General features: G+C 69.6%; 14 protein-coding genes, 3 tRNA genes and 1 riboswitch. Of the genes, 9 read left to right on the top strand and 8 right to left on the bottom strand.

Annotation, left to right across the window (positions count from 1 at the left end; all coding sequences use genetic code 11):
- Window positions 1–453, top strand: a 453-nt coding sequence (locus tag F1193_RS06760) for an IS66 family transposase (protein ID WP_150096927.1), incomplete at its 5' end; no start/stop codon positions are given.
- Here F1193_RS06760 and F1193_RS17765 read toward each other — a convergent pair.
- Window positions 345–704, bottom strand: coding sequence for an AAA family ATPase (locus F1193_RS17765; protein ID WP_210247315.1), 360 nt, complete (start codon window positions 702–704; stop codon window positions 345–347). The two genes, F1193_RS06760 and F1193_RS17765, sit on opposite strands and share 109 nt — an antisense overlap.
- A gap of 124 nt (window positions 705–828) precedes the next feature.
- Window positions 829–903: transfer RNA gene (locus tag F1193_RS06770), tRNA-Thr, on the bottom strand.
- A gap of 296 nt (window positions 904–1,199) precedes the next feature.
- On the opposite strand from F1193_RS06770, the gene F1193_RS06775 reads away from it, so the two are divergent.
- Both F1193_RS06775 and F1193_RS17430 read left to right on the top strand, forming a co-directional pair.
- Complete coding sequence (locus F1193_RS06775) at window positions 1,200–1,799, top strand: hypothetical protein (protein WP_150096928.1); 600 nt, start codon at window positions 1,200–1,202, stop codon at window positions 1,797–1,799.
- Between the two features lie 5 nt (window positions 1,800–1,804).
- A complete protein-coding gene (locus F1193_RS17430; RefSeq protein ID WP_246164176.1) occupies window positions 1,805–2,095 on the top strand; it encodes a hypothetical protein in 291 nt (96 codons plus the stop codon).
- 181 nt (window positions 2,096–2,276) lie between these two features.
- Here F1193_RS17430 and rlmB read toward each other — a convergent pair whose 3' ends face one another.
- The gene (gene rlmB / locus F1193_RS06785) at window positions 2,277–3,113 is read right to left on the bottom strand and encodes a 23S rRNA (guanosine(2251)-2'-O)-methyltransferase RlmB (RefSeq protein ID WP_170263440.1); all 837 of its coding nucleotides are present in this window, start codon (window positions 3,111–3,113) and stop codon (window positions 2,277–2,279) included.
- A gap of 518 nt (window positions 3,114–3,631) precedes the next feature.
- On the opposite strand from rlmB, the gene F1193_RS06790 reads away from it, so the two are divergent.
- The 3 genes from F1193_RS06790 to F1193_RS06800 all read left to right on the top strand — a co-directional run bounded on the left by F1193_RS06790 (window position 3,632) and on the right by F1193_RS06800 (window position 6,422).
- Window positions 3,632–3,716, top strand: a tRNA-Tyr gene (locus tag F1193_RS06790).
- A gap of 274 nt (window positions 3,717–3,990) precedes the next feature.
- A tRNA-Gly gene (locus tag F1193_RS06795) sits at window positions 3,991–4,064 on the top strand.
- A 639-nt stretch (window positions 4,065–4,703) separates the two neighbouring features.
- Window positions 4,704–6,422: a SulP family inorganic anion transporter gene (locus F1193_RS06800; protein ID WP_150096929.1), complete on the top strand. Its 1,719-nt coding sequence runs from the start codon at window positions 4,704–4,706 to the stop codon at window positions 6,420–6,422.
- A gap of 178 nt (window positions 6,423–6,600) precedes the next feature.
- Here F1193_RS06800 and F1193_RS06805 read toward each other — a convergent pair whose 3' ends face one another.
- On the bottom strand, window positions 6,601–7,014 hold the full coding sequence (locus F1193_RS06805) for a helix-turn-helix domain-containing protein (RefSeq protein WP_150096930.1): 414 nt from the start codon (window positions 7,012–7,014) through the stop codon (window positions 6,601–6,603).
- A 552-nt stretch (window positions 7,015–7,566) separates the two neighbouring features.
- On the opposite strand from F1193_RS06805, the gene F1193_RS06810 reads away from it, so the two are divergent.
- Window positions 7,567–8,355: a GntR family transcriptional regulator gene (locus F1193_RS06810; protein WP_150096931.1), complete on the top strand. Its 789-nt coding sequence runs from the start codon at window positions 7,567–7,569 to the stop codon at window positions 8,353–8,355.
- Window positions 8,356–8,689: 334 nt separating this feature from the next.
- Here F1193_RS06810 and F1193_RS06815 read toward each other — a convergent pair whose 3' ends face one another.
- Window positions 8,690–10,720, bottom strand: coding sequence for a TonB-dependent receptor plug domain-containing protein (locus F1193_RS06815; protein WP_150096932.1), 2,031 nt, complete (start codon window positions 10,718–10,720; stop codon window positions 8,690–8,692).
- 164 nt (window positions 10,721–10,884) lie between these two features.
- Window positions 10,885–11,095, bottom strand: a riboswitch (cobalamin riboswitch).
- A gap of 455 nt (window positions 11,096–11,550) precedes the next feature.
- Between F1193_RS06815 and rfbC the strand changes: the two genes are divergently transcribed.
- Both rfbC and rfbD read left to right on the top strand, forming a co-directional pair.
- Window positions 11,551–12,108, top strand: a complete 558-nt coding sequence (gene rfbC, locus F1193_RS06820; protein WP_150096933.1) for a dTDP-4-dehydrorhamnose 3,5-epimerase — start codon at window positions 11,551–11,553, stop codon at window positions 12,106–12,108.
- Entirely contained in the window at window positions 12,108–13,010 is a 903-nt protein-coding gene (gene rfbD / locus F1193_RS06825) for a dTDP-4-dehydrorhamnose reductase (RefSeq protein WP_150096934.1), read from the top strand. The genes rfbC and rfbD overlap by 1 nt, the downstream gene beginning before the upstream one ends.
- A gap of 6 nt (window positions 13,011–13,016) precedes the next feature.
- Here the strand turns inward: rfbD and F1193_RS06830 are convergent, their stop codons facing one another.
- From F1193_RS06830 to F1193_RS06840, 3 genes are all read right to left on the bottom strand, one after another.
- A complete protein-coding gene (locus tag F1193_RS06830; RefSeq protein WP_170263429.1) occupies window positions 13,017–15,374 on the bottom strand; it encodes a glycosyltransferase family 2 protein in 2,358 nt (785 codons plus the stop codon).
- Window positions 15,371–17,887, bottom strand: a complete 2,517-nt coding sequence (locus F1193_RS06835) for a glycosyltransferase (protein WP_150096936.1) — start codon at window positions 17,885–17,887, stop codon at window positions 15,371–15,373. Before F1193_RS06835 ends, F1193_RS06830 begins: the two co-directional genes overlap by 4 nt.
- A 180-nt stretch (window positions 17,888–18,067) precedes the next feature.
- A complete protein-coding gene (locus F1193_RS06840; RefSeq protein WP_150096937.1) occupies window positions 18,068–18,988 on the bottom strand; it encodes a hypothetical protein in 921 nt (306 codons plus the stop codon).
- Window positions 18,989–19,174: the final 186 nt, after the last annotated feature.

Here is a 19,174-nt window from a genome sequence, read left to right on the forward strand (position 1 = left end):
TATGCCATCGACGCTGGCGACAGCGTCCTCGCCCCCGGCTTCAAGGGCCTGCTCAAGCGCGCCTGCGCCATCGGCCGGCGACGACCCGACCTGACCGACGGCACCCTGAAGACCTACGAGGCCGACCTCAATCGCCGTCTCGACCGCATCATGGCGCAGGTTCCCACCCATCCCGCCGGCCTCAAGCTGATGCGGATCATCAAGAAGGTCCGCCGCCACCTGTTCGTGTTCGTGCAGAACCGCGAGCTCTCGGCCACCAACAACGGCTCGGAGCGTGCGCTGCGGCCCTGCGCCGTCTACCGCAAGATCACCTGCGGCTTCCGCTCCGAATGGGGCGCCGCCCTCTACGCCAACATCCGCTCCGTCGTCGAAACCGCTCGCCGCCGCGCCGTCCGCGCCATCGACGCCATCCGCCTCACCCTCAAGGGCGAGCACATCCCCGTCCCGGCTTGACGACGCCCGCAGCGGGCTGAGCAGTTACGCGTGTCGGGCTTGCACTCCTCCAGGCACCGATGCCTGGGAAAGTCCTTGATAGGATTCAGCGCGGCGAAGCCGTCCACCGGATTCAAACTCTGGAGGGCCCGGAGGAGGTTGGACTTGCCGCTTTCGTTTCGTCCCAGGAGGGCTGTGATCCGCGAAACCTTAATGTCCCCGCTCGAGTTGATCGAGCGGAAGTTCGTGACCCGAAAGCTCTCAAGTATCATCGGGCGCCCCTCCAGATGGCCGATTAGGCAAGCTATAGTTGGAGGAACCTGTAGCCTAGAACGCCACGAGAGGGAAGAACAAAATAAGAACCTATGTTGGTGCGGGGCGCCAACCTGCGAAAAATGGTGCCGGGTGAGGGGATCGAACCCCCGACCTTCGGTTTACAAAACCGCTGCACTACCGCTGTGCTAACCCGGCCCACGAACACGAAACGCCACGCTGCGCGAAAACGGCTAGCAGCCCTCCTGGCTTGGCGCAAGCGGCAGCGCGGCAATAGCGCCGCGTCAACCGACTGTTCACCATCCTGGCGGAAAGATGGTGCCTCGAATCCGGCCCCGGACGCGGGCGGTCCGAACCCGGCGCCGGTCGATGCGGATGCCGGGACAATTCGGCCCGCGGCAGTCCGAGTCCGGAAATGACAGTCCACGACACTCGATCGCCGGGTGTCGAACGGGCATCCGCAGAGGGTCGGGGTTCCCCGACCAGGAGGCATCATGCGCGTCTCGCTCGCCGCCATCGTGGCGCTGCCGCTGGCCGTTCTGGCCGGCGGACCGGCCGTGGCCGACTGGACGCCGGTCCAGCTCGGACCGGGCGGGCCGATCATCGAACAGGATTGGGGCCTCTACCGCCCCGGCCACGGCAGCCCGCGCATCCTCGACGGGCCGATCCTGATGCCGGTCCCGCGGCCGATCGGCATGCCCGAGCCGCTGCGCGTCCACTATGAAATGTTCTACGCCCGGCGCGGGTTCGTGCAGGGCGTGCCGCCGAACGACGGGATCGTGCGCAAGGACACGCCGCCGTCGACGCGCTCCGGCGCGGTCGAGCAGGGCTGGGTCGGGCAGGTGTGGTCCGAGCCGAGGTGGCAGCACTATTTCCCCGGCGGCGTCGAGCCCGGCGACCAGCCCGCCCCCAAGCCGGCCTCGGCGCCCAAGCCGGCCGAACCGTTCTTCCGCGTGTGGACCACGCCGACCATGCCCGACGTACAGCCGACGCCGCCCTATCAGGGGCCGGACGTCATCTATGCGCCGCAGGCGGGCCCGCCCGGCCCGCCGGGGCCGCCGGGGCCGCGCCCGCCCGGCCCGCGGCCGCGCTGAGACGTTTGAACCGAACGCGTCCGGAGCAAGCCCACTCCAACGGCTCCCGGCGGCGAAATGCTTCCATCGCCGAAGCCTTCGCGGGCGAGCTGCTCGGCCTCGAGGAACTCGAGACGGGCGACCATGTCGTGCGCTTCTGCGCGCACGACGTCGGCCTGATCGATCGCCGCGGTTTGTTCCGCCGCTTCGCTCCGCCCCGGACGGGGCTCCGCGAAGCGGCGGAACAAACCGCAAACCCCAACCCAGACCTGTCGACCATCATCCCGGTCCAAAGTGTCGACCATCTTCCCGGTTGAACAGAAGTCCCCCCACCCCCGACCCCTCCCCACCGCTCGCGAAGCTCGCGGGGGGAGGGGAGAAGCGGGATGCCTCTTCTCCCCTCCCACCATGAACGCAGTGAATGGCGGGGAGGGGTCGGGGGTGGGGGGCAGAACGCCCCGGCGGCCTGGAGTGGGCCTCTGCGGGCCGGAAACCGTCTCAGCGCTTGATGGCGCGGCTGGCGACATAGAGCGCCAGCGCCGCGGCGTTGGAGACGTTGAGGCTGTCGATGCGGCCGGGCAGGTCGATGCGGGCCAGCCGGTCGCAGGTCTCGCGGGTCTTCTGACGCAGGCCCTTGCCCTCGGCGCCGAGCACCAGCGCCACCGGCGCGGTCAGTTCGATGTCGCCGAGCTCGACATCGCCGTTGGAATCGAGCCCGACCAGGGTGAAGCCGCGGTCGCGCAGGCCCTCCAGCGCGCGGGCGAGGTTCTGCACGGTGACCAGCGGCGTGTGCTCCAGCCCGCCCGAGGCGGCCTTGGCCAGCACGCCGGTGGCCTCGGGCGAATGGCGGTTGGTGGTGACGATGGCGCGCACCGCGAACGCCGCCGCCGAGCGCACGATGGCCCCGACATTGTGCGGATCGGTGACCTGATCGAGCACCAGCACGATGCCGTCGGTGGGCACGGCGTCGAGCTCGGGCGACTCCAGCGGATCGCACTCGGCATAGAGCCCCTGGTGGACGGCGTCGGCGCTGACCAGCCGGTCGATCTCGGCCGGCCGCACGATCTCCGGCGACGGATCGAGCAGGCCCGCCTCGGCGAGGCGCTTGGCGGCGTTCTCGGTGGCCAGCAGCCGGCGGATGCGGCGCGCCGGATTGCGCAGCGCCTCGGACACCGGGTGCCAGCCATAGAGGATGACGGTGTTCTCGGCGTGGCGCGGCCGCTCGCGGCCACTGCGCGGCGCCGGCCGGCCGGGGCGGCGCGGCGCGCCCTTGCCCGCGAACGCCCGGCTGCCCGGCTTGAAGCCTTTGGCGGCCGTGCTGCCTTTGGACGCCATGCTGCCTTGGCCCATCCTGCCCGCGCCGGCCTTGGCGGAGGAGGGGGGACGCTTCGGGGCGGCCCAGCTGCCGATGGCGGCCGGGTCGTCATCGTCCGGCGGATCGTCGTCCGGGAGGTCGTCGTCGGGCAGATCGTTGCCCGGCAGGTCGTCGCCGGGCAGATCGTTGCCCGGCAGGTCGTCGCCGGGCGCGGTGTGGGATGTGTGGGGCATGACGCCCTCTTCTCACGGCGCCCGCGCGCCGGCAAGACGAACGCCCGCAACGCAGGGGAGGGGCGCCCGCCGCGCACGGCCGCGGACAGGGTTGCTCCCGAGCCTTCCCCGCAAACGTTTTCCGCAAATGTGGGACCCGGTTTTGCGGTGGGGAATGCGGCAATTCACAAGCTTGGCGCGTCCGAGCGGCGCGATCGCTTGGTCGGATGCTCTGGCGTGTTGACAGGGGCCGGCCCGACCACCATAAGACCGCCCACCGAGCCGGTGCCGGCGGTCGCGCGACGACTGTGCGGAACGAGCGGTGCGGGGGAGTGTCCCGAGCGGCAAAGGGGGCGGACTGTAAATCCGCTGGCTATGCCTTCGTAGGTTCGAGTCCTACCTCCCCCACCACTTCTTCAAACATCAGCAAAATCAAAGACTTAAACCGGGTCGAAGGTCGGCGAACCACACTGGTTGGCCACGCGTGGCCGCACCACGCGGACAGGGGTCGCCGGCGTTTGCCGCCGGCAGCGGCCGCCGCGCCGTCTTCGACCTCGCGCCAATGCCTTTGCAGGTCCCTTGCGGGCGGCGCGGACGATCGCCGCCGCTTGCCGGGATCCTTGACGCCTCCGGGGAAATTTGAAATCTAGGTCCGACCGGCCGCGCGCGGCCGACAAAGGGCGGCGCGGGTGTAGCTCAATGGTAGAGCAACAGCCTTCCAAGCTGATGACGAGGGTTCGATTCCCTTCACCCGCTCCAGACCTTCCAGGCGCCACAGGCGCCGGGCTTTCGGGTCTTCCAGGCGCCTGAGGCGTCAGGCTTTCGGGTCTTCCAGGCGCCTGAGGCGTCAGGCTTTCGGCTCTTCCAGCCGCCACAGGCGCCGGGCTTCGAGACGGATGCGTCGACGGAGCTGGCGGCTGATGCCAACGGCCGCGAACGCGGACCGTTGGTTCCGGTCGCAGATTTTCGCGAAATATCTGATTTCGGATGAGAAAATCTGCGAGGGTCAACGGCCCCACGCGTCAGCGTTTGGGGTCGTTGGTATGAGTTCACCACCGGAAACCCGACCCGCCGGCGATGAAAGCGCCTCGCGGCCGGGAGCCGGTGGGGTCGGGCGGGGTTGGCCCGGACACTTTCAATTTAGGCGGTTTCCGGCCGATCAAGCCTGTTCCGACCGTTCGAGCTTTTCCGACCGTTCGAGTCTGTGCGCACTCCGCCGATTGCCGACTGCCCCGCGCCGACATGCGGAGTCCCGGCCGGAGTCCCAGCGAGGCCGCTTCCAGTCTCCCGGCGGGATCGACCCGAAACCGAAAGGGCATTTGGTGCTTGAGACATTGACGGCAGCCTGCCGACGGCGGAGGCGGGCGGCGCTGTGAGCAGGTCTTCCGGGAAGGGCGCATGACGGATGTGAACGGCCGCGCGGACGGCTCGGCATGGGTTCGGCTTGTTCCGGCGGCTCGCTGGCTGGCGGACTACCGAATCGGCTGGCTGCGCGGCGACGCCATCGCCGGTGTGACGCTCGCGGCCTATGCGATCCCGGTTTCTCTGGCCTATGCGGGGCTGGCAGGCCTGCCGCCGCAGGTCGGAGTTTACGGTTACCTGCTTGGCGGTATCGGTTACGCGCTGCTCGGCTCGTCGCGGCAATTGGCGATCGGGCCAACCTCGGCGATATCGCTGATGATCGCCGGCACGGTGGGCGCAATGGCCGATGGCGATGCCGCGCGCTACGCCCAGATCGCCAGCCTGGCGGCCTTCACCGTTGCCGCGCTCTGCGTCGTGGCGTGGGCGCTGCGGCTGAGCGCGCTCGTCAAGCTGATCAGCGACAGCATCCTCGTCGGCTTCAAGGCCGGCGCGGCGCTCACCATCGCCATGACCCAGCTTCCGAGCCTGTTCGGCGTTGCCGGCGGCGGCCATCATGTCCTCGAGCGTGTTGCGGCGTTCGCCGGGCAGATCGGGGACGTCCAGCCTCTGGTGATGGTCACGGGCCTCGGCGCCATTGCGCTGCTCGTGCTCGGCGAGCGCCTGTTGCCGGGGCGGCCGGTGGCGCTGGCGGTGGTGGCGCTGTCGATCGTCGTGTCCTCGGCGTTCGGCCTCGGCGCGCTCGGCGTTCCCACGACCGGGGCGATTCCGCCGGGGCTGCCGACGCTGGCGGGGCCGGCGCTGCGGCTTGGCGATGTCGAAGGCATCGTGCCGCTCGCGGCGGGCTGCCTGCTGCTCGCCTATATCGAAGGGGTCTCCGCGGCCCGCACATTTGCCGCCAAGCACGGCTACGCGCTCGATCCGCGGCAGGAGCTGCTCGGCATCGGGGCCGCCAACCTGGCGACGGCGGTGGGGCAGGGCTTCCCGGTGGCGGGCGGCCTGTCGCAGTCGGCGGTCAACGACAAGGCCGGCGCGCGCACGCCGCTGGCGCTCGTCATCGCCTCGGCGACTCTCGCCGCGTGCCTGCTGTTTCTCACCGGCCTGCTCGAAAACCTGCCGAAAGCCGTGTTGGCCGCCGTGGTGCTGACCGCCATCTATGGCCTGCTCGACGTCCCGGCGCTGGCGCGGATGTGGCGGGTGAGCCGGGCGGATTTCTATGCCGCGGCCGTCGCACTCGTTGGCGTGCTGCTGCTGGGCATTCTGCAGGGCATTCTGCTCGCCGCTTTGGCGTCCCTGCTGATTCTGCTGGTCGACACTTCGCGTCCGCACGTGGCGTTTCTTGGCCGCATCCCCGGCACCAGCCACTATTCCGACGTTGCCCGCCACCCCGAGAACGAGGCGCTGCCCGGCGTCCTTGCCTTCCGTCCGGAAGCATCGCTGATCTATGTGAATACCGAGGCGGTGCTCGAGGCCGTTCTGGCCCGTCTCGATGCGTCCGGCCCCCTCGCCGTGCGGCTGGTGGTCTGCGATCTCTCGGCGTCGCCCTATCTCGATCTCGCCGGCTCGCGGGCGCTGCACGCGCTGCATGACGAACTGGCCGCGCGGGGCATCGCTCTGCGCATCGTCGGCGCGCACGGGCGGGTTCGCGACCTGCTGCGGGCCGACGGCCTGGACCGGAAAGTCGACGGCCTCGACCGGGAAGTCACCCTGGAAGGCCTGCTTGGCGACGGGATGGCGAATGATGCGGTTTCCGGCTGATCAAGCCTTCGAGCCGTCGTCCGACCGCCGAAAATCCCGTTATCGAGAGGTTCTTGCAGAACTGGGGTTTTCGGCGAGACCGCTTCCGGCATCCCGAAGGGATCAGCCGGAAACCGTCTGACGAATATTGATGGCCCGATGGCTGGACAGCAGGTCCGCCCGTCTCGCGCCCGCCCGCTCAGCTCGGCGGCGGCGGCGGCGGGTCGGCCAGTTCCTCGATCAGATCGACGACGCGGCGGCGGACATTGGGGCTCTTGATCCGGGTGAAGGCGCGGGTGAGCGCAAGGCCCTCGGACGAGGCCAGGAACTCGGCGACGTAGGCGGGGGAGGGGCTGTCCGAGAAGCCGCCCGGCTCGCCGATTTCGGGAGCGCCCTCGAAGAAAAAGGACACCGACACGCCGAGCGTCTTGGCGATCTGCTGCAGACGGCTGGCACCGATGCGGTTGGTGCCCTTTTCGTACTTCTGGACCTGCTGGAAGGTTATACCGAGCGCGTCCCCGAGTTTCTCCTGACTCATGCCGATCATCATCCGCCGCATGCGGACGCGGGCCCCCACATGCTTGTCGATCGGGTTCGGGGACTTCGCGGACATCAGGTGCACTCCAGGAAAGTGGCAAGATTCGTTAATTCATTCAACGAACATATGTTTTTGATCGAGACAATCCATATACCAATTGATGGGTTATTCGAAAGGAGGCCTGCGAGTCAACTCATGTGGAAAACTCCGCAGGGTAAAGCCTCACAAAGCACTACTAACATCTAAGCGAGGTCTACCTGGAATTGAAAATCAATTCTCCGAACGATTCGCAATATGGGGGCGAGCAACTGTTCGTGAGTGTATCCACCATTTCTAATTGTATTTATCTACAGTAACAACTTCTGGATATCGACCGGCCCGGCCGGACGCCAAGCCCCGGCCAAGCGTGCAAGGCGAATTCATTCGCAACTTACTTGAACCTGCTTATGCCTTGTCATCCGTCACGCCTCGCTTCGGCCGGGATGCGTCGAAGAGTTAAGTTACGGATATCGGCGCGCATCGTCGTCACGAAATTCTTGCAAATCACCTTCAGTCCTCCTTTGATTTATCGTGAGGGTTGAATACATGGGTCGATTGACCTCCGGTGCTCGTTGAGTGAATGGATTCATGAGTATACCTAATTACCATCGCAGTCTCTTTCCCCGCTATGCCCAGGTTGCTGCCGATCTTCGCCGCCGCATCGAAGCCGGCGAATGGAGGTTCGGGGACCGGCTTCCGCCGCTGGAGGCGTTCGAGGACGATTTCGGCGTTGCCCGGGTGACGATCCGCCAGGCCATGGAGATCCTCGAGAAGGAGGGCCTGGTGCGGCGAGTGCAGGGAAAGGGAACATTTGTTCTTAAAAAGACTGACGACAAGCGGTGGCTGGTCATGGACCTGCACCTCGACGGGCTGATGCGCTTCGCCTTTACGGTGACGTCGCGGCTGACCGCCGAGCCGGCGGAGGCCGGGCTGCCGCCCCTGCGGCAGGACGAGGGCACGCCGGCGCCAGCCTATGTGAAGATCGAGAACATGCAGTTTCGCGACACCCTGCCGTTCGCGGTGTCGCGCCTGTGGGTGGCCAGCGATCTGTTCGAGGCGGCGCCCGACCGTTTCCGCAAGGAGACGGTGATCGTCGTGGTCTATTCGCTGCTCGGCGAGCGCATCGCGCGGGCGCGCCAGACCTTCACCGTCGATTCGGCCAGCAACCACATCGCCAAGCTGCTGAAGGTCGGCATCGGCTTTCCCACCGCGGAGTCGCGGATCATGATCGTCGACGACGCCGGCCGGCTGGCCTATCTCGGCCTGAGCTCGATCCGCGGCGACTGCGTGCACTTCGAGGCCGACCTCACCCGCGGCCGGCAGGTCCGCGAACGCCAGCCGGACGGGGGCAAGGACGGCTCAGGCAAGGACGGCTGACGCCCGGGGGCCGCGCCGGCGTCCGGGGCAGGCACGGCCTCGCTGGCCGAACCTGCTCCGTGGCCGAGCCTGCTCCGTGGCCGAGCCTGTTCATACGGTTTCCGTTTGATCCCATCAGAACAACCGCTGGCCGGGAGCCGCGCTCTTTCCCTCTCCCCTTGCGGGAGAGGGTGCCGAGCGATCGTGAGATCGCGAGGCGGGTGAGGGGTGAATTCTCAAGTGCGCGCGTACTTACCCCTCACCCGGCGCGACCTCGCTGACGCTCGGTCTCGCCACCCTCTCCCGCAAGGGGAGAGGGAAGGAAGAAGCCGAACCAATCAGCCGGAGAACCGTATCAATGGCCGAACTTGGCCTTCAGGCCGGCATAGATCACCCGCCCGGGCGCGACATAGGAATAGACTTGCTCGTAGTGCTCGTCGAACAGGTTGTTGCCGCGCAGATAGATCGTGGTGTTCGGCGTCAGGTCGTAGGAGATCAGCCCGTTGACGACCGTGTAGGGGTCGAGCGTCACCCGCTCGGTGGCGAGGCCCCAGTAGGTATCGATTGTCGAGCTGTTGTACATCACCGCCACCGTGGCGCGACCGCGGCCGTCGGCGAACTTGACCGTGGCGCGGCCGGAAGCGGCGCTTTGGGGAACCCGCTGCGCCTCCATCACCGCCAGGAAGTTGGTGTCGTAGGCGTCGGCGTCCGTGTAGGTGTAGGTGCCCTCCAGCGACAGCCAAGACAGCAGGTCGGCGCTCAGCGTCACCTCGACGCCCTGGCGGCTGGTTTCCGCCGGCGAGTTGACCACGGTCTTCAGGCCGCCGGTGAGGTTCTTGGTCACGATTTCGTCGGTGAGGTTCACCCAGAAATAGGTGACATCGGCGGTCAGCCGGCCCTCGATCAGGGTCTGCTCGACGCCGACGTCCCAGCCGGTCGACTTCTCGGGGCTGAGGTCGGGATTGCCGACGAAGGTGCCGGGAATGCTGCCGAACTGCTGCACGAATGTCGGCGCGGTGACGCCGGTGCCGACGCTGGTGTGGAGGCGCGTGGTGGCGGCGAGCTTCTGCGAGGCGGTCAGGCGCCAGGTGTCGGCGTCCTTGAACGCTTCGAAATCGTCATGGCGCGCTGCCGCCGAGATGGACAGGCCGAACGGCAGGTCAAGCAGATACTCGCTGAACAGCCCGGTCTGCGTGCGCGAATAGCCGGTGGCCCAGCTCGGGTCCATGAACGGACCGGCCTGCCGGTATTCCTCATCCTGGTAGTCGGCGCCGAGCGCCAGCGTGTGATGGGCGCCGCCCAGCCACGGCGTGTCGAACTTCAGGGCGCCCTTGGTGTTCGCCGTGGTGCGCCGGCCGCCGTAGGAATAGTTGCCATAGTCCTCCGAACGCGAAAACAGGTTGTGCTCGAAGGAGTTGGCACTGAAAGTCTGGGTATAGTGACCGTCCCACAGCGTCAGTGTGCCAACCGCGCCGGCCGAAAGATTATCGTAGGCCGAGGTGTCGGTCTTATCGACCAGGAGGCCGTAGGTCACCGGGTTGACCGGCACCGGCATGAAGAACGGCGGCGGATAGGTCGCGGCGTAGTCGCTGTTGTCGATGCGGGTCCAGCGGTCCATCCAGCGGACCGAGCCTTCCAGGTTGAAATACTCGTTGAAATCGATCCCCGCCTTGCCGGACACGACGGTCGCGTGGTCGCCGTCGGTTTCCGAGCCGAACCGCGAGGTGTTGAAGCCGCGCGTCGAGTCGTTCGAAAACGAGAACGCGCCATAGACCGGGCCGACCGCGCCGCGCACCGACGCCGATCCGCCACCCGAGTTGTGGGTTCCAATCTCGGCCCGGGCGTTGACCTCCGGCTTGGCGAGGCCGCGGCCGCTCCTGGTGATCACCGAGATCACGCCGGCCTGGGCGTCGGCGCCCCACACGCCGGACTGCGGACCGCGCAGCACCTCGATGCGTTCGACGTCGTCGACCAGGAAGCCGGCGAAATCGAACATGTTGTTGTCGACGCCGTTCACCTGCACCCCGTCGACCATGACCATCAGTTGGGTGGGCTTCAGGCCGCGCATGCGCACTTCGGTCAGACCGCCGCGCGGACCAGAGGTGTTGACGGCAACGCCCGCCACTTGGCGCAGCGCATCCGGCAACAGGATGATGCCGTTGGCGCGCAACTCGTCGCCGCTGATCACGGTGACCGCCGAGCCGACCTTGTCCGCGGCCACCGGCACCTGGTTGGCGGTGATGACGACTTCGGGAAGCGACTGCTCGGATTGGGTGGCAGGCGGCTGGCCGGCGGCCGACTGGGCAAGGGCCGGCAGCGCCGAAAGCGGGATCAGCGATGTCGAGAGCAGCAGGCCCTTGAGGGCCGAGCGGGCAATAGCCGCCATGACGTGTCTCCGGGTGTCAAAGAAACGACAGGAGTCACGGCGGCTCGGGCTTGCACCCGGCGCAGGCGTTCAGCAAGGCTTGACGAGTGGCGCACGGCCGGCCTCCGCGACGGTTTCACTGTCACCGTGCGGAGAGACCGCTCCGGCCGCGCGCCCCGCACGCCGGAAGGTGACTTGCGCAGGTCGGTCTCCTGGCTTGCGGGTCGTCGCCCGTCGCCGCCTTCCCAGGGTTGTTTCCCCAGTGGCTCTCGGCGATGGGCTCTCCGCTCACAGTTGCGGGGGCAGCCTCGGATTCAGGCGGGGCGCACGCACCCCTTCCTCACCGTGTTCCCTGGGCCGGACGTCGTCCGGCCCACCTGCACGCCGGCTATTCACAGGTTGGTTATCGAAAAGTCAAGCACGGCCCGGCGGCCCGCGTCCGGCCGGCCGAATGCTGTGGCATTGATGCAAATGGCACCGATGGATTTCAATCTTATGCCACCAGGGTGGGCCATCCTCCTTGCAGGGCGCGGGTGGCCTGGGTAGGCGGGGGTCTTCCGGCGAACTCCGCCTGACGCGAGTTCCACGTGATGGGCTCGGCTTCTTTCTTCCCTCTCCCCTTGCGGGAGAGGGTGGCGAGACCGAGCGTTAGCGAGGTTGAGCCGGGTGAGGGGTGCATGCGGGCGAACGTCTGAGTATTTACCCCTCACCCGCCTCGCGATCTGATGATCGCTCGGCACCCTCTCCCGCAAGGGGAGAGGGAAGGGCCGCGCGGACCACGGGAGACCGTTTCACGCGACGGTCTTCCAGGCAGCCGACAGCGGTTTGCCGACAAATTGGGGTCTTGAGAGATGCAGGTCGTCGAGACGTCCATTCCGGGCGTATTGATCATCGAGCCGAAGGTGTTCGGCGATGCGCGCGGCTTCTTCATGGAGACGTTCCAGGCCGCGCGCTATGCCGAGGCCGGCCTCAAGCGGCCGTTCGTGCAGGACAATCTGTCCCGCTCCGCCTTCGGCGTGCTGCGCGGCCTGCACATCCAGAACCCGAATTCGCAGGGCAAGCTGGTGACGGTGCTGCGCGGGCGGGTGCTCGACGTGGCGCTCGACGTCCGCCGCGGCAGCCCCACCTTCGGCCGGCACGTGGCGGTGGAGCTGAGCGAGGACAATCGCCGGCAGTTCTGGGTGCCGCGCGGCTTCGCGCACGGCTTCGCCGTGCTGTCGGAGAGCGCCGACTTCTTCTACAAGTGCGACGATGTCTACAGCCCCGCCGACGAGTTCGTGGTGCGCTGGAACGACCCGGCGCTGGGCATCGACTGGGGGATCGAGGCGCCGAAGCTGTCGGCGCGCGATGCCGACGCAGCCCTCCTGGCCGATCTCGGCGACCGCCTGCCGGTCTATGGCGAGGTCTGATGCGCATCCTGCTCACCGGCATTTCCGGACAGGTCGGCGCGGCGCTCTTGCCCGTGCTCGGCCGCCTCGGCACCGTGGTGGCGGCGGATCGCGCCCGGCTCGATCTCGCTCGGCCGCAGGCGATCGCGGCCGCGCTCGATGCGCTGTCGCCCGATCTCATCGTCAATCCGGCGGCCTATACGGCGGTCGACCGCGCCGAGGACGAGCGCGACCTCGCCTTCCGCGTCAATGCCGAGGCGCCCGGCGCGATGGCGCGCTGGGCGGCCGCGCGCGGCGTGCCGCTCGTCCAGTTCTCGACCGACTACGTCTATGACGGCGGCGGCACGCAGCCGTGGCGCGAGGACGACTCGACCGGGCCGCTCTGCGTCTATGGCGCGAGCAAGCTTGCCGGCGAAGCGGCGGTGCGGGCGGCCGGCGGGCCGCATCTGGTGGTGCGGACGTCGTGGGTCTATGCGGCGAGCGGCGCCAACTTCCTGCGCACCATGGCGCGGCTGGCGCGCGAGCGCAGCGAGCTGCGCGTCGTCGCCGACCAGATCGGCGCGCCGACCTCGGCCGCATTGATCTCCGATGCGCTGGTTAAGGTGCTGGCATCGGCGCAAGACGACATCGCCGGGCGCTTCGCCGCCGCCTCGGGGCTCGTCCATCTCGCCGCCAGCGGCGAGACGAGCTGGCACGGCTTTGCCGCGGCCATCGTCGCCGGCCTGCGGGCGCGCGGCGTGCCGCTCAAGGTCGAGGCGGTGACGGCGATCGCCACCGCCGACTATCCGACCAAGGCGCACCGCCCGGCCAATTCGCGGCTCGATCTCGGCCGGCTCAGCACCGTGTTCGGCGTCACCACGCCGGACTGGGAGGCGGCGCTGCAGCCGGAGCTCGATCGCCTCGCCGCCGAACTGCGCGGGTAGAGGACGTCACCATCCCGGCGGGACGGCGACCGGTGGCGGCGAAAAATTGAGGCGTGGGGCGAAGCTGCGCGGCGGCCACGCCAGCGCCGAGAACGGCGTTCCGTCGAGCCCGAGCAGCGGGCTGTAGCAGGGATCGGCGACAAGCGCCTCGCCCCAGCGGGCCCGCAAGGCGCGCTGCTCGCGCGCGTGCTGCGGCGCGAGCACGGATCCCGGCGTGGTGTCGCGTCCTTCCGTCCGGTGATCGATCAGCCGCGCCCGCGGCGTCAGCACGATACGGCCGCCTTGGGCGCGCAGCTTCAGGCAATAGTCGACCGTGGGGTAGACGCGGGGAAAGCGGCTCTCGTCCATGCCGCCCACCGCCTCGAACGCGGCGCGCCGGGTGAGGAGGCAGGATGCGGAGAGGGCGCTCACCTCGTGCGCCACCTTCAGCAGATCGCCATAGCCGGCATCGGTGCCGAGCTGGCCGCGGAAGGCATCGGCGACATCGAAGCCGGGGCCGAGCACGCAGCCGGCATGCCGCACGAGGCCGCCGGGGCTGAGCAGCAGCGGCCCCACCGCGGCGATGCCGGGGTCGGCCATGCGGCGCAGCATCTCGTCGAGCCAGCGGTCGTCGGCGGCCTCGACGGCATCATCGGCGACGCACAGGAACTCGGTCTTGGTCGTGGCTGCGGCGCGGTTGACGAGGTGCGCCCAACCGAACGGGCCGGGCACGCGCAGCACATGCGCGCCTTCGCCCTCAAGCTCCGCCAGCAGCGACAGGGTTTCGGTATCGGTCGAGTCGTTGTCGACGATGATGAGATCGCCGCCCACCGCGTCGAGCCCGGCACGCAGGCTCAAGGCTGCGCGGCGCAGCATCCGGCCGCGGTTGCGGGACGGCACCGCCAGCGTGACGCGGCCCTCGGGGCGGGCGCGCCGCACGGCCACCGCCGGCAGCAGCACGCCATGGGCGCGCTGCACCTGGGCATCGATGCCCTGCGCCTCCAGGTGCGCCTTCGTTGCCGCCGCCAGCAGCGGCTCGGCGGTGTGCCGCGCGATCTGCGGCACTTCGCCGAGGCTGCCGGGGATGTGGACGGTCTTCGCGCTGTCGCCGTTCTGACCGGCGGCGAACAGCGCCAGCGCGTAGAGGTTCGCAGCGCCGGCCTCCAGCGCATCGAGCGCGACGTCGCGATGCAGCGCGAAGAGATGCGCGCCATAGCCTTGTTCGAGCAGGCGCTCATTGTCGAACGCCGGCAGCACGACCGGCCACGGCCGGCCGTCGTCATCGGCGAGGTCGAAATCGCCATAGGCGGCGTCGGCATCGGGAAAGGCGGCGAAGGCGTCGGCGATGCGCGCCAATGCGAAATCGTCGAGCCGGGTGCCGGCGAGGCAGAACAGCACCAGCTCGCTGTCGGCGGCATCGTCGGCGAGGAGATCGTGCACCAGCGCCGGGTCGAACTGCGCCTGCGCCTCGGCCGCCGGCATGGCGGCGGCGACCCAGGCGGCATGGCGCTGGCGCTCCAGGCTCGCCTGCGTCTTCTCGGCATCGCCGGGGCCGACCATCACCACCGCGATCTCGACATCGATGGCGCAGGGCTCCGGCGGCGAAAAGCGCGTGCGCCAGTCGGCAAGGCCGGCCATCGGCCAGGAGGCGGGCATCAGCCGGTCGAACATCTCGCCGCGCAGACGTTCGGAGTCGAGATCGCCGAGCGCTTCAAGCGTGCGCGCCAGACCGTCGGCGAAGGCGACGAAGGCGGCCGGGCTGCCCTCCAGCGTCGTGCCGTTCTCGTGGACGGCCGTGACGCGGCGAACCCGGCCATCGGCGAAGCGCGCCGGCAGGTGCACGTCGAATGTGCGGGTGAGGCGGGCGTCGTCCGGATCGGCGCCGGACTCGCCCCAGCCGGTGGCCGCCACGCGGTCGATGCGCTCGCCATTGACGAGGATGTCGACGCACACGCCATCGGCCTCGCCGGCCACCCAGCCCTGGAAACGCAGGCCGCCGGCCCAGCGGATCTGGCCGGCGCCGCGCGGCGCGCTGTCGTTGGCGGCGGGTGCGGCGTCGAGCGCGATCGGTGCGCCGACCGGCGCGCCGGTGTTGGCGATGCGCGCCTCGACCATTCCGGCGGTGGCCAGCACCTCGCGGTCGAGGTCGAGGGCGAAGCCGCAGCAGCCGTCGCCGAGGCCGCGCGCCGCGAGGTGCGGCACGAACCGGTCGGCGCGCAGCGTCGCAAAGCCCACGCCGTCGACGAGGATGTCGAGCACCAGCCGGCGCGCCGGATCGGCGGGGTCGAAGGCGTGGCCGGCAAACGTCGCCGCGCCGTCGCGGACGAAGGCGGTGTCGAAGCCGGCCGGTTGTTCGGTCGGGGGGCGGCGTCGCCGCGCGGTCATGACAGCCACCAGTGCTTCAGGCGGGTTGCGGTTGCCGAAAGGTCGGCGTCCGGATCGAGGGCGAGGTGGTTCCGCGCCTTGCGGTTTTTCGCGGCCGCGCCCGACCAGTCGAAGGCGGCGTGCCGGCAACCGGCGGCGAGCGCTGCGGCTTCCAGCGGATGGCCGAACAGCGGCGCCGCCGACACCGCGGCCACGGCGCCGATATCGTAGCGCTCGATCAAGGTCGGCACCTGCGCGGCCGCGATGCGTCCGGTCATCGCGACGTCCGGCGGCCATGCGGCGCTCTCCGCCTCCAGCACGTCGCCGACCACGACGACGCCGGGCGTGCCGGCGGCAAGATGGGCCGCGAGGCCGCGCAGCCGCGCCCGGTCGGCAAGCGTGGCGCCGAGCGCCAGCAGGCCAAGGCGCGCACCATCATTGCGGTTCGGCGCGGGTTGCGGCTTGTCGGCGGCGTCGAGGCGCACGCGCTTGGCCTGGATGCTCTTCGGCAGGGCGCGGGCGGCGAACGCCTCGGCTGCCGCCGAGGGCAGCAGGATCGCGTCGGCGCCGGCGGCGATGCGCTGCCACCGCGCGCGATGGGCGGCGGCGTCCGGAGATTCGTGCGCAGGGTGTTTGGCCAGCATGGCCGGCGAATAGCGCATGCCGCGCGGCGCGACGAGGCCGGCATCGGCAATCAGGATGTCGTACGGGCGGCCATCCGCGGCGAGCAGGTCGACCAAGGCCGGGTCGACCGCGGCCGGCGCCGCCCATTCGATCCGCGCCGGCGCCGCCAGGTCGAGCCAGGCTTTGAGCGCCCGGCGCTCGGACGCATCAGCCAGCGCGAAGCGCAGCGACTGCGGCATGTCCTCGCCGGTGCCGCAGATGGCGAGGTCGCAGCCCAGGGCGGCGCGCTCGATGCGGGCGATCAGCACGGCTTCGCCAGCAGTGGCGAGCGTGGTCGCGCGCTCGCGCGCCACCGCCTCGCCGGGGCCGGCATCGGTGACGATCAGGCGGGCGTGGCGGGCGGCCGGCGGCACCATCCGCTCGATCGCCGCGCGCGCCCGCCGCAGCGGGTCGGCGGCCTGGAAGGCGGTCACCTCGCGCTCGTGCTCCGGGAAGCGCTGGTCGAGAACCTTGCGGTTGCGCAGCACCAGCGCCCGCTTGTCGAGGCCGAACGAGCGCGAGCCGGCGTGGCCGACGAACACCGAGGCGGCGCAGACATTGCGGTAGCCGCGCTCGCGCGCCAGCAGGCAGATGTCGACGTCCTCGAAATAGCCGCGGTGGTAGACCTCGGCGAGCGGCCCCACGGCGTCGAGGCAGTCGCGCCGGATATAGAGGCAGAAGCCGATGCCGTTGGGCATGTCGATGACGACGCCGCGATTGGCGGTGGCGGCGGCCTCGTCGAGGCGCTGCAGGAGGCTTGCGTCCGGCAGCGGCGCCGAGCGGTAGAACACCGGGAAGCTGGTATATTCGCCATTGTTCGACAGCGGCGTCACCGTGCCGATGTCGGGCGCGCTGTGGGCGGCCGAAGCGAGGCGCTGGGCGAAGCCCGGCGGCACCACGGTGTCGGCATTGAGCAGGATGACGTCGGTCGTCGTGGTCAGCGCCAGGGCGCGGTTGACCGAGCCGACGAAGCCGAGATTCTTGGCGTTCTCGATCACCAGCACCGAGGGGTGGCGGGCCGCCGTCTTCAGCAGCGCCTTGATGCGTGGGTCGGGGGCGGCGTCATCGACCAGGATGACGCGGTCGATGGCGGCTGACGGCAGTTGCGAATACAGGCTGTCGAGGCAGGCGCCGGTCGCCTCGGGGTCGGCATAGACCGGCACGATGACGGTGGCGGCGCCGCTCGGTGCCTCCTCGATCAGCGTGTCCTGGGGCGGCACGGCGCGGCGGGCCGGGGGACGCGCGGCGTTGGGCGCGGCGGTCTCGGCGCGCAGCAGCTCGCCGGCCAGCAGGATCTCGATGCGCTGGGGCGTGGGCGAGCGCGGCCGGACGATCTCGAAGCTCGCCGCCGCCATGCCGGGGCCCGCCAGCGGGTGGAACGGATCGGCAGGAACGCGGGTGCGCTGCGCGTCGCCATTGGCGGCGATCACCACCTCGATCGGCGCGTCGCCGGCCCACGCCGCCCAGCCGGCAATCCGCCCGTCGAGCACGGTGACGGACGCCACATTGACGCGGCCGGCCTCGCGCAGCACCTCCAGGCAGCGGCGCAGGCTTTCAAGGTCGCGGTCGCAGGCGACCAGCGCCGCGGCGGCCTCCAGCCGCGCCGGCCCGCTGCCCCAGCTCACGAGCCGCCGGTTGGCGGACACGTCGGTGGGATCGACGTCCAGCGCCCGCGCGAGGTCGGCCAGCGCGTCGGCGTGATGGCCCAGGCCCTTGAGCGCCTCGGCACGCAGCACGAAGCACTGCGCCGAGGCGGCCGGCCGGGTGCGGCAGCGGCGGTCGGCAAGCTGGAACGCCCGCCGGTGGTCGCCCGCCGACAGGGCCGCGACCGCCCCCCGTTCGAGTTCGACATGGATGGGCGCGCGGGACATCGGCGGAGACGATTCGGGCGGGCAGAATTCGGGCTGATTACGCCAGGAGCATCATCCGGTCTGACACTCTGGATATTTGAGTTGTCGCATTTTCGTTCGCAAAACCGGTTTCCACTTTTGCTGAAAATGCTCCGGGTATTTGAGTTGTCGCATTTTTTGCTGAAAATGCTCCCTGCGCGGTCAGGGCGCCGTCTCGGGCTTGGGCCGGCTGCGGAACACGCGGACGCGGCCGGACGGGCGGGCAGCCGCAGGAGCCGCCTCGGCGGGGCCGGGGGCGGGCGTGGGCGCGACTTTGGCGGAGGCCGGGGAACGCGGGCTCTCCGGCGCCGCCTTGGCCGCACCCGCCGCTGCGCCGGCCTTGGCCGGCTGGATGGCGAGGCGCAGGCCCACCAGCGGCTCGCCGCCGGTTGGGCCGCCCAGCACCACCCGCTGGCCGGACGCCTTCATCACCGGCGAGCCGAGAAACAGCGCCTCCGTCTGGAACTTGTAGCGGGCGGCGCCGGGGCCGGACAGCTCCAGAACCACGCCGACCAGCGCCAGCGCCCGCTTGCGGCTGCCGGCGTATTCGCCGGCGTCGGTCATGGCGCTGGTCGCGCCGCGCGGCTTGGCGAACTTGACCGCGTAGCGGCAGGTGACGTCCGCCGGCCGGTCGGGCCAGTCGATCTTGATGCCCTCGATGCGCGAGGGCGCCGCCGGACCGGCGACCCAGCGGTCGGCCTCGACCACGACATCGCCGATGCCGGCGACGTGGCCGAGAATTTTCAGCGCGCCCGTGCCGGGCGGAGAGGCCACGGACTCCTGCGCGACGGGCTCGGCCGCCGCGGGCGCAGGCGTGCTGCGGCGCGCGGTCTTGCCGGCGGCGCGGGGCGCGGCGGGCTGCCCTTGCGCCTCCCGCCCGATGGAGAGCGGGTCGAGCTTCAGCGACGCCGCCTCCGAGCCGTTCTCGACGGCCGGCACCACCTCGATGATCAGCGTGGTCGGCGCGCTGGCATGGATGACCGCCGCCGCGCCCGGTGCGTGCAGCGTCGCGTCGGTCACGTCGGGGTGGAAGATGATCTCGGTCGTCGCGTCCTTGGTCGAGACGCGCACGGTGGGCTGCAAGCGTTCGACATCGGCGCGGTCGTACCGGAGAACGAATAGGCCCCGCGGGACGTCGACAGTCTTCTGCGGTCCGGAAATCTTCGGTCTGCTCATGCCAACCCCCAGGTCGGGCCAGCCTAACGATCGCCGTGTTGAGGGGTCAAGAGAGCCGGCTGCAATGGCCGTTCAGTCTGGATTCATATAGTT

This window comes from Blastochloris sulfoviridis, assembly GCF_008630065.1.
Taxonomy (GTDB): Bacteria; Pseudomonadota; Alphaproteobacteria; order Rhizobiales; family Xanthobacteraceae; genus Blastochloris; species Blastochloris sulfoviridis.

Bases quoted from the DNA above. Each gene is read 5' to 3' on its own strand.
- F1193_RS17765 (WP_210247315.1), bottom strand. From the start codon at position 704: ATGATACTTGAGAGCTTTCGGGTCACGAACTTCCGCTCGATCAACTCG.
- F1193_RS06775 (WP_150096928.1), top strand. From the start codon at position 1,200: ATGCGCGTCTCGCTCGCCGCCATCGTGGCGCTGCCGCTGGCCGTTCTG.
- rlmB (WP_170263440.1), bottom strand. From the start codon at position 3,113: ATGGCGTCCAAAGGCAGCACGGCCGCCAAAGGCTTCAAGCCGGGCAGC.
- F1193_RS06800 (WP_150096929.1), top strand. From the start codon at position 4,704: ATGACGGATGTGAACGGCCGCGCGGACGGCTCGGCATGGGTTCGGCTT.
- F1193_RS06805 (WP_150096930.1), bottom strand. From the start codon at position 7,014: ATGTCCGCGAAGTCCCCGAACCCGATCGACAAGCATGTGGGGGCCCGC.
- F1193_RS06810 (WP_150096931.1), top strand. From the start codon at position 7,567: ATGAGTATACCTAATTACCATCGCAGTCTCTTTCCCCGCTATGCCCAG.
- F1193_RS06815 (WP_150096932.1), bottom strand. From the start codon at position 10,720: ATGGCGGCTATTGCCCGCTCGGCCCTCAAGGGCCTGCTGCTCTCGACA.
- rfbC (WP_150096933.1), top strand. From the start codon at position 11,551: ATGCAGGTCGTCGAGACGTCCATTCCGGGCGTATTGATCATCGAGCCG.
- rfbD (WP_150096934.1), top strand. From the start codon at position 12,108: ATGCGCATCCTGCTCACCGGCATTTCCGGACAGGTCGGCGCGGCGCTC.
- F1193_RS06830 (WP_170263429.1), bottom strand. From the start codon at position 15,374: ATGACCGCGCGGCGACGCCGCCCCCCGACCGAACAACCGGCCGGCTTC.
- F1193_RS06835 (WP_150096936.1), bottom strand. From the start codon at position 17,887: ATGTCCCGCGCGCCCATCCATGTCGAACTCGAACGGGGGGCGGTCGCG.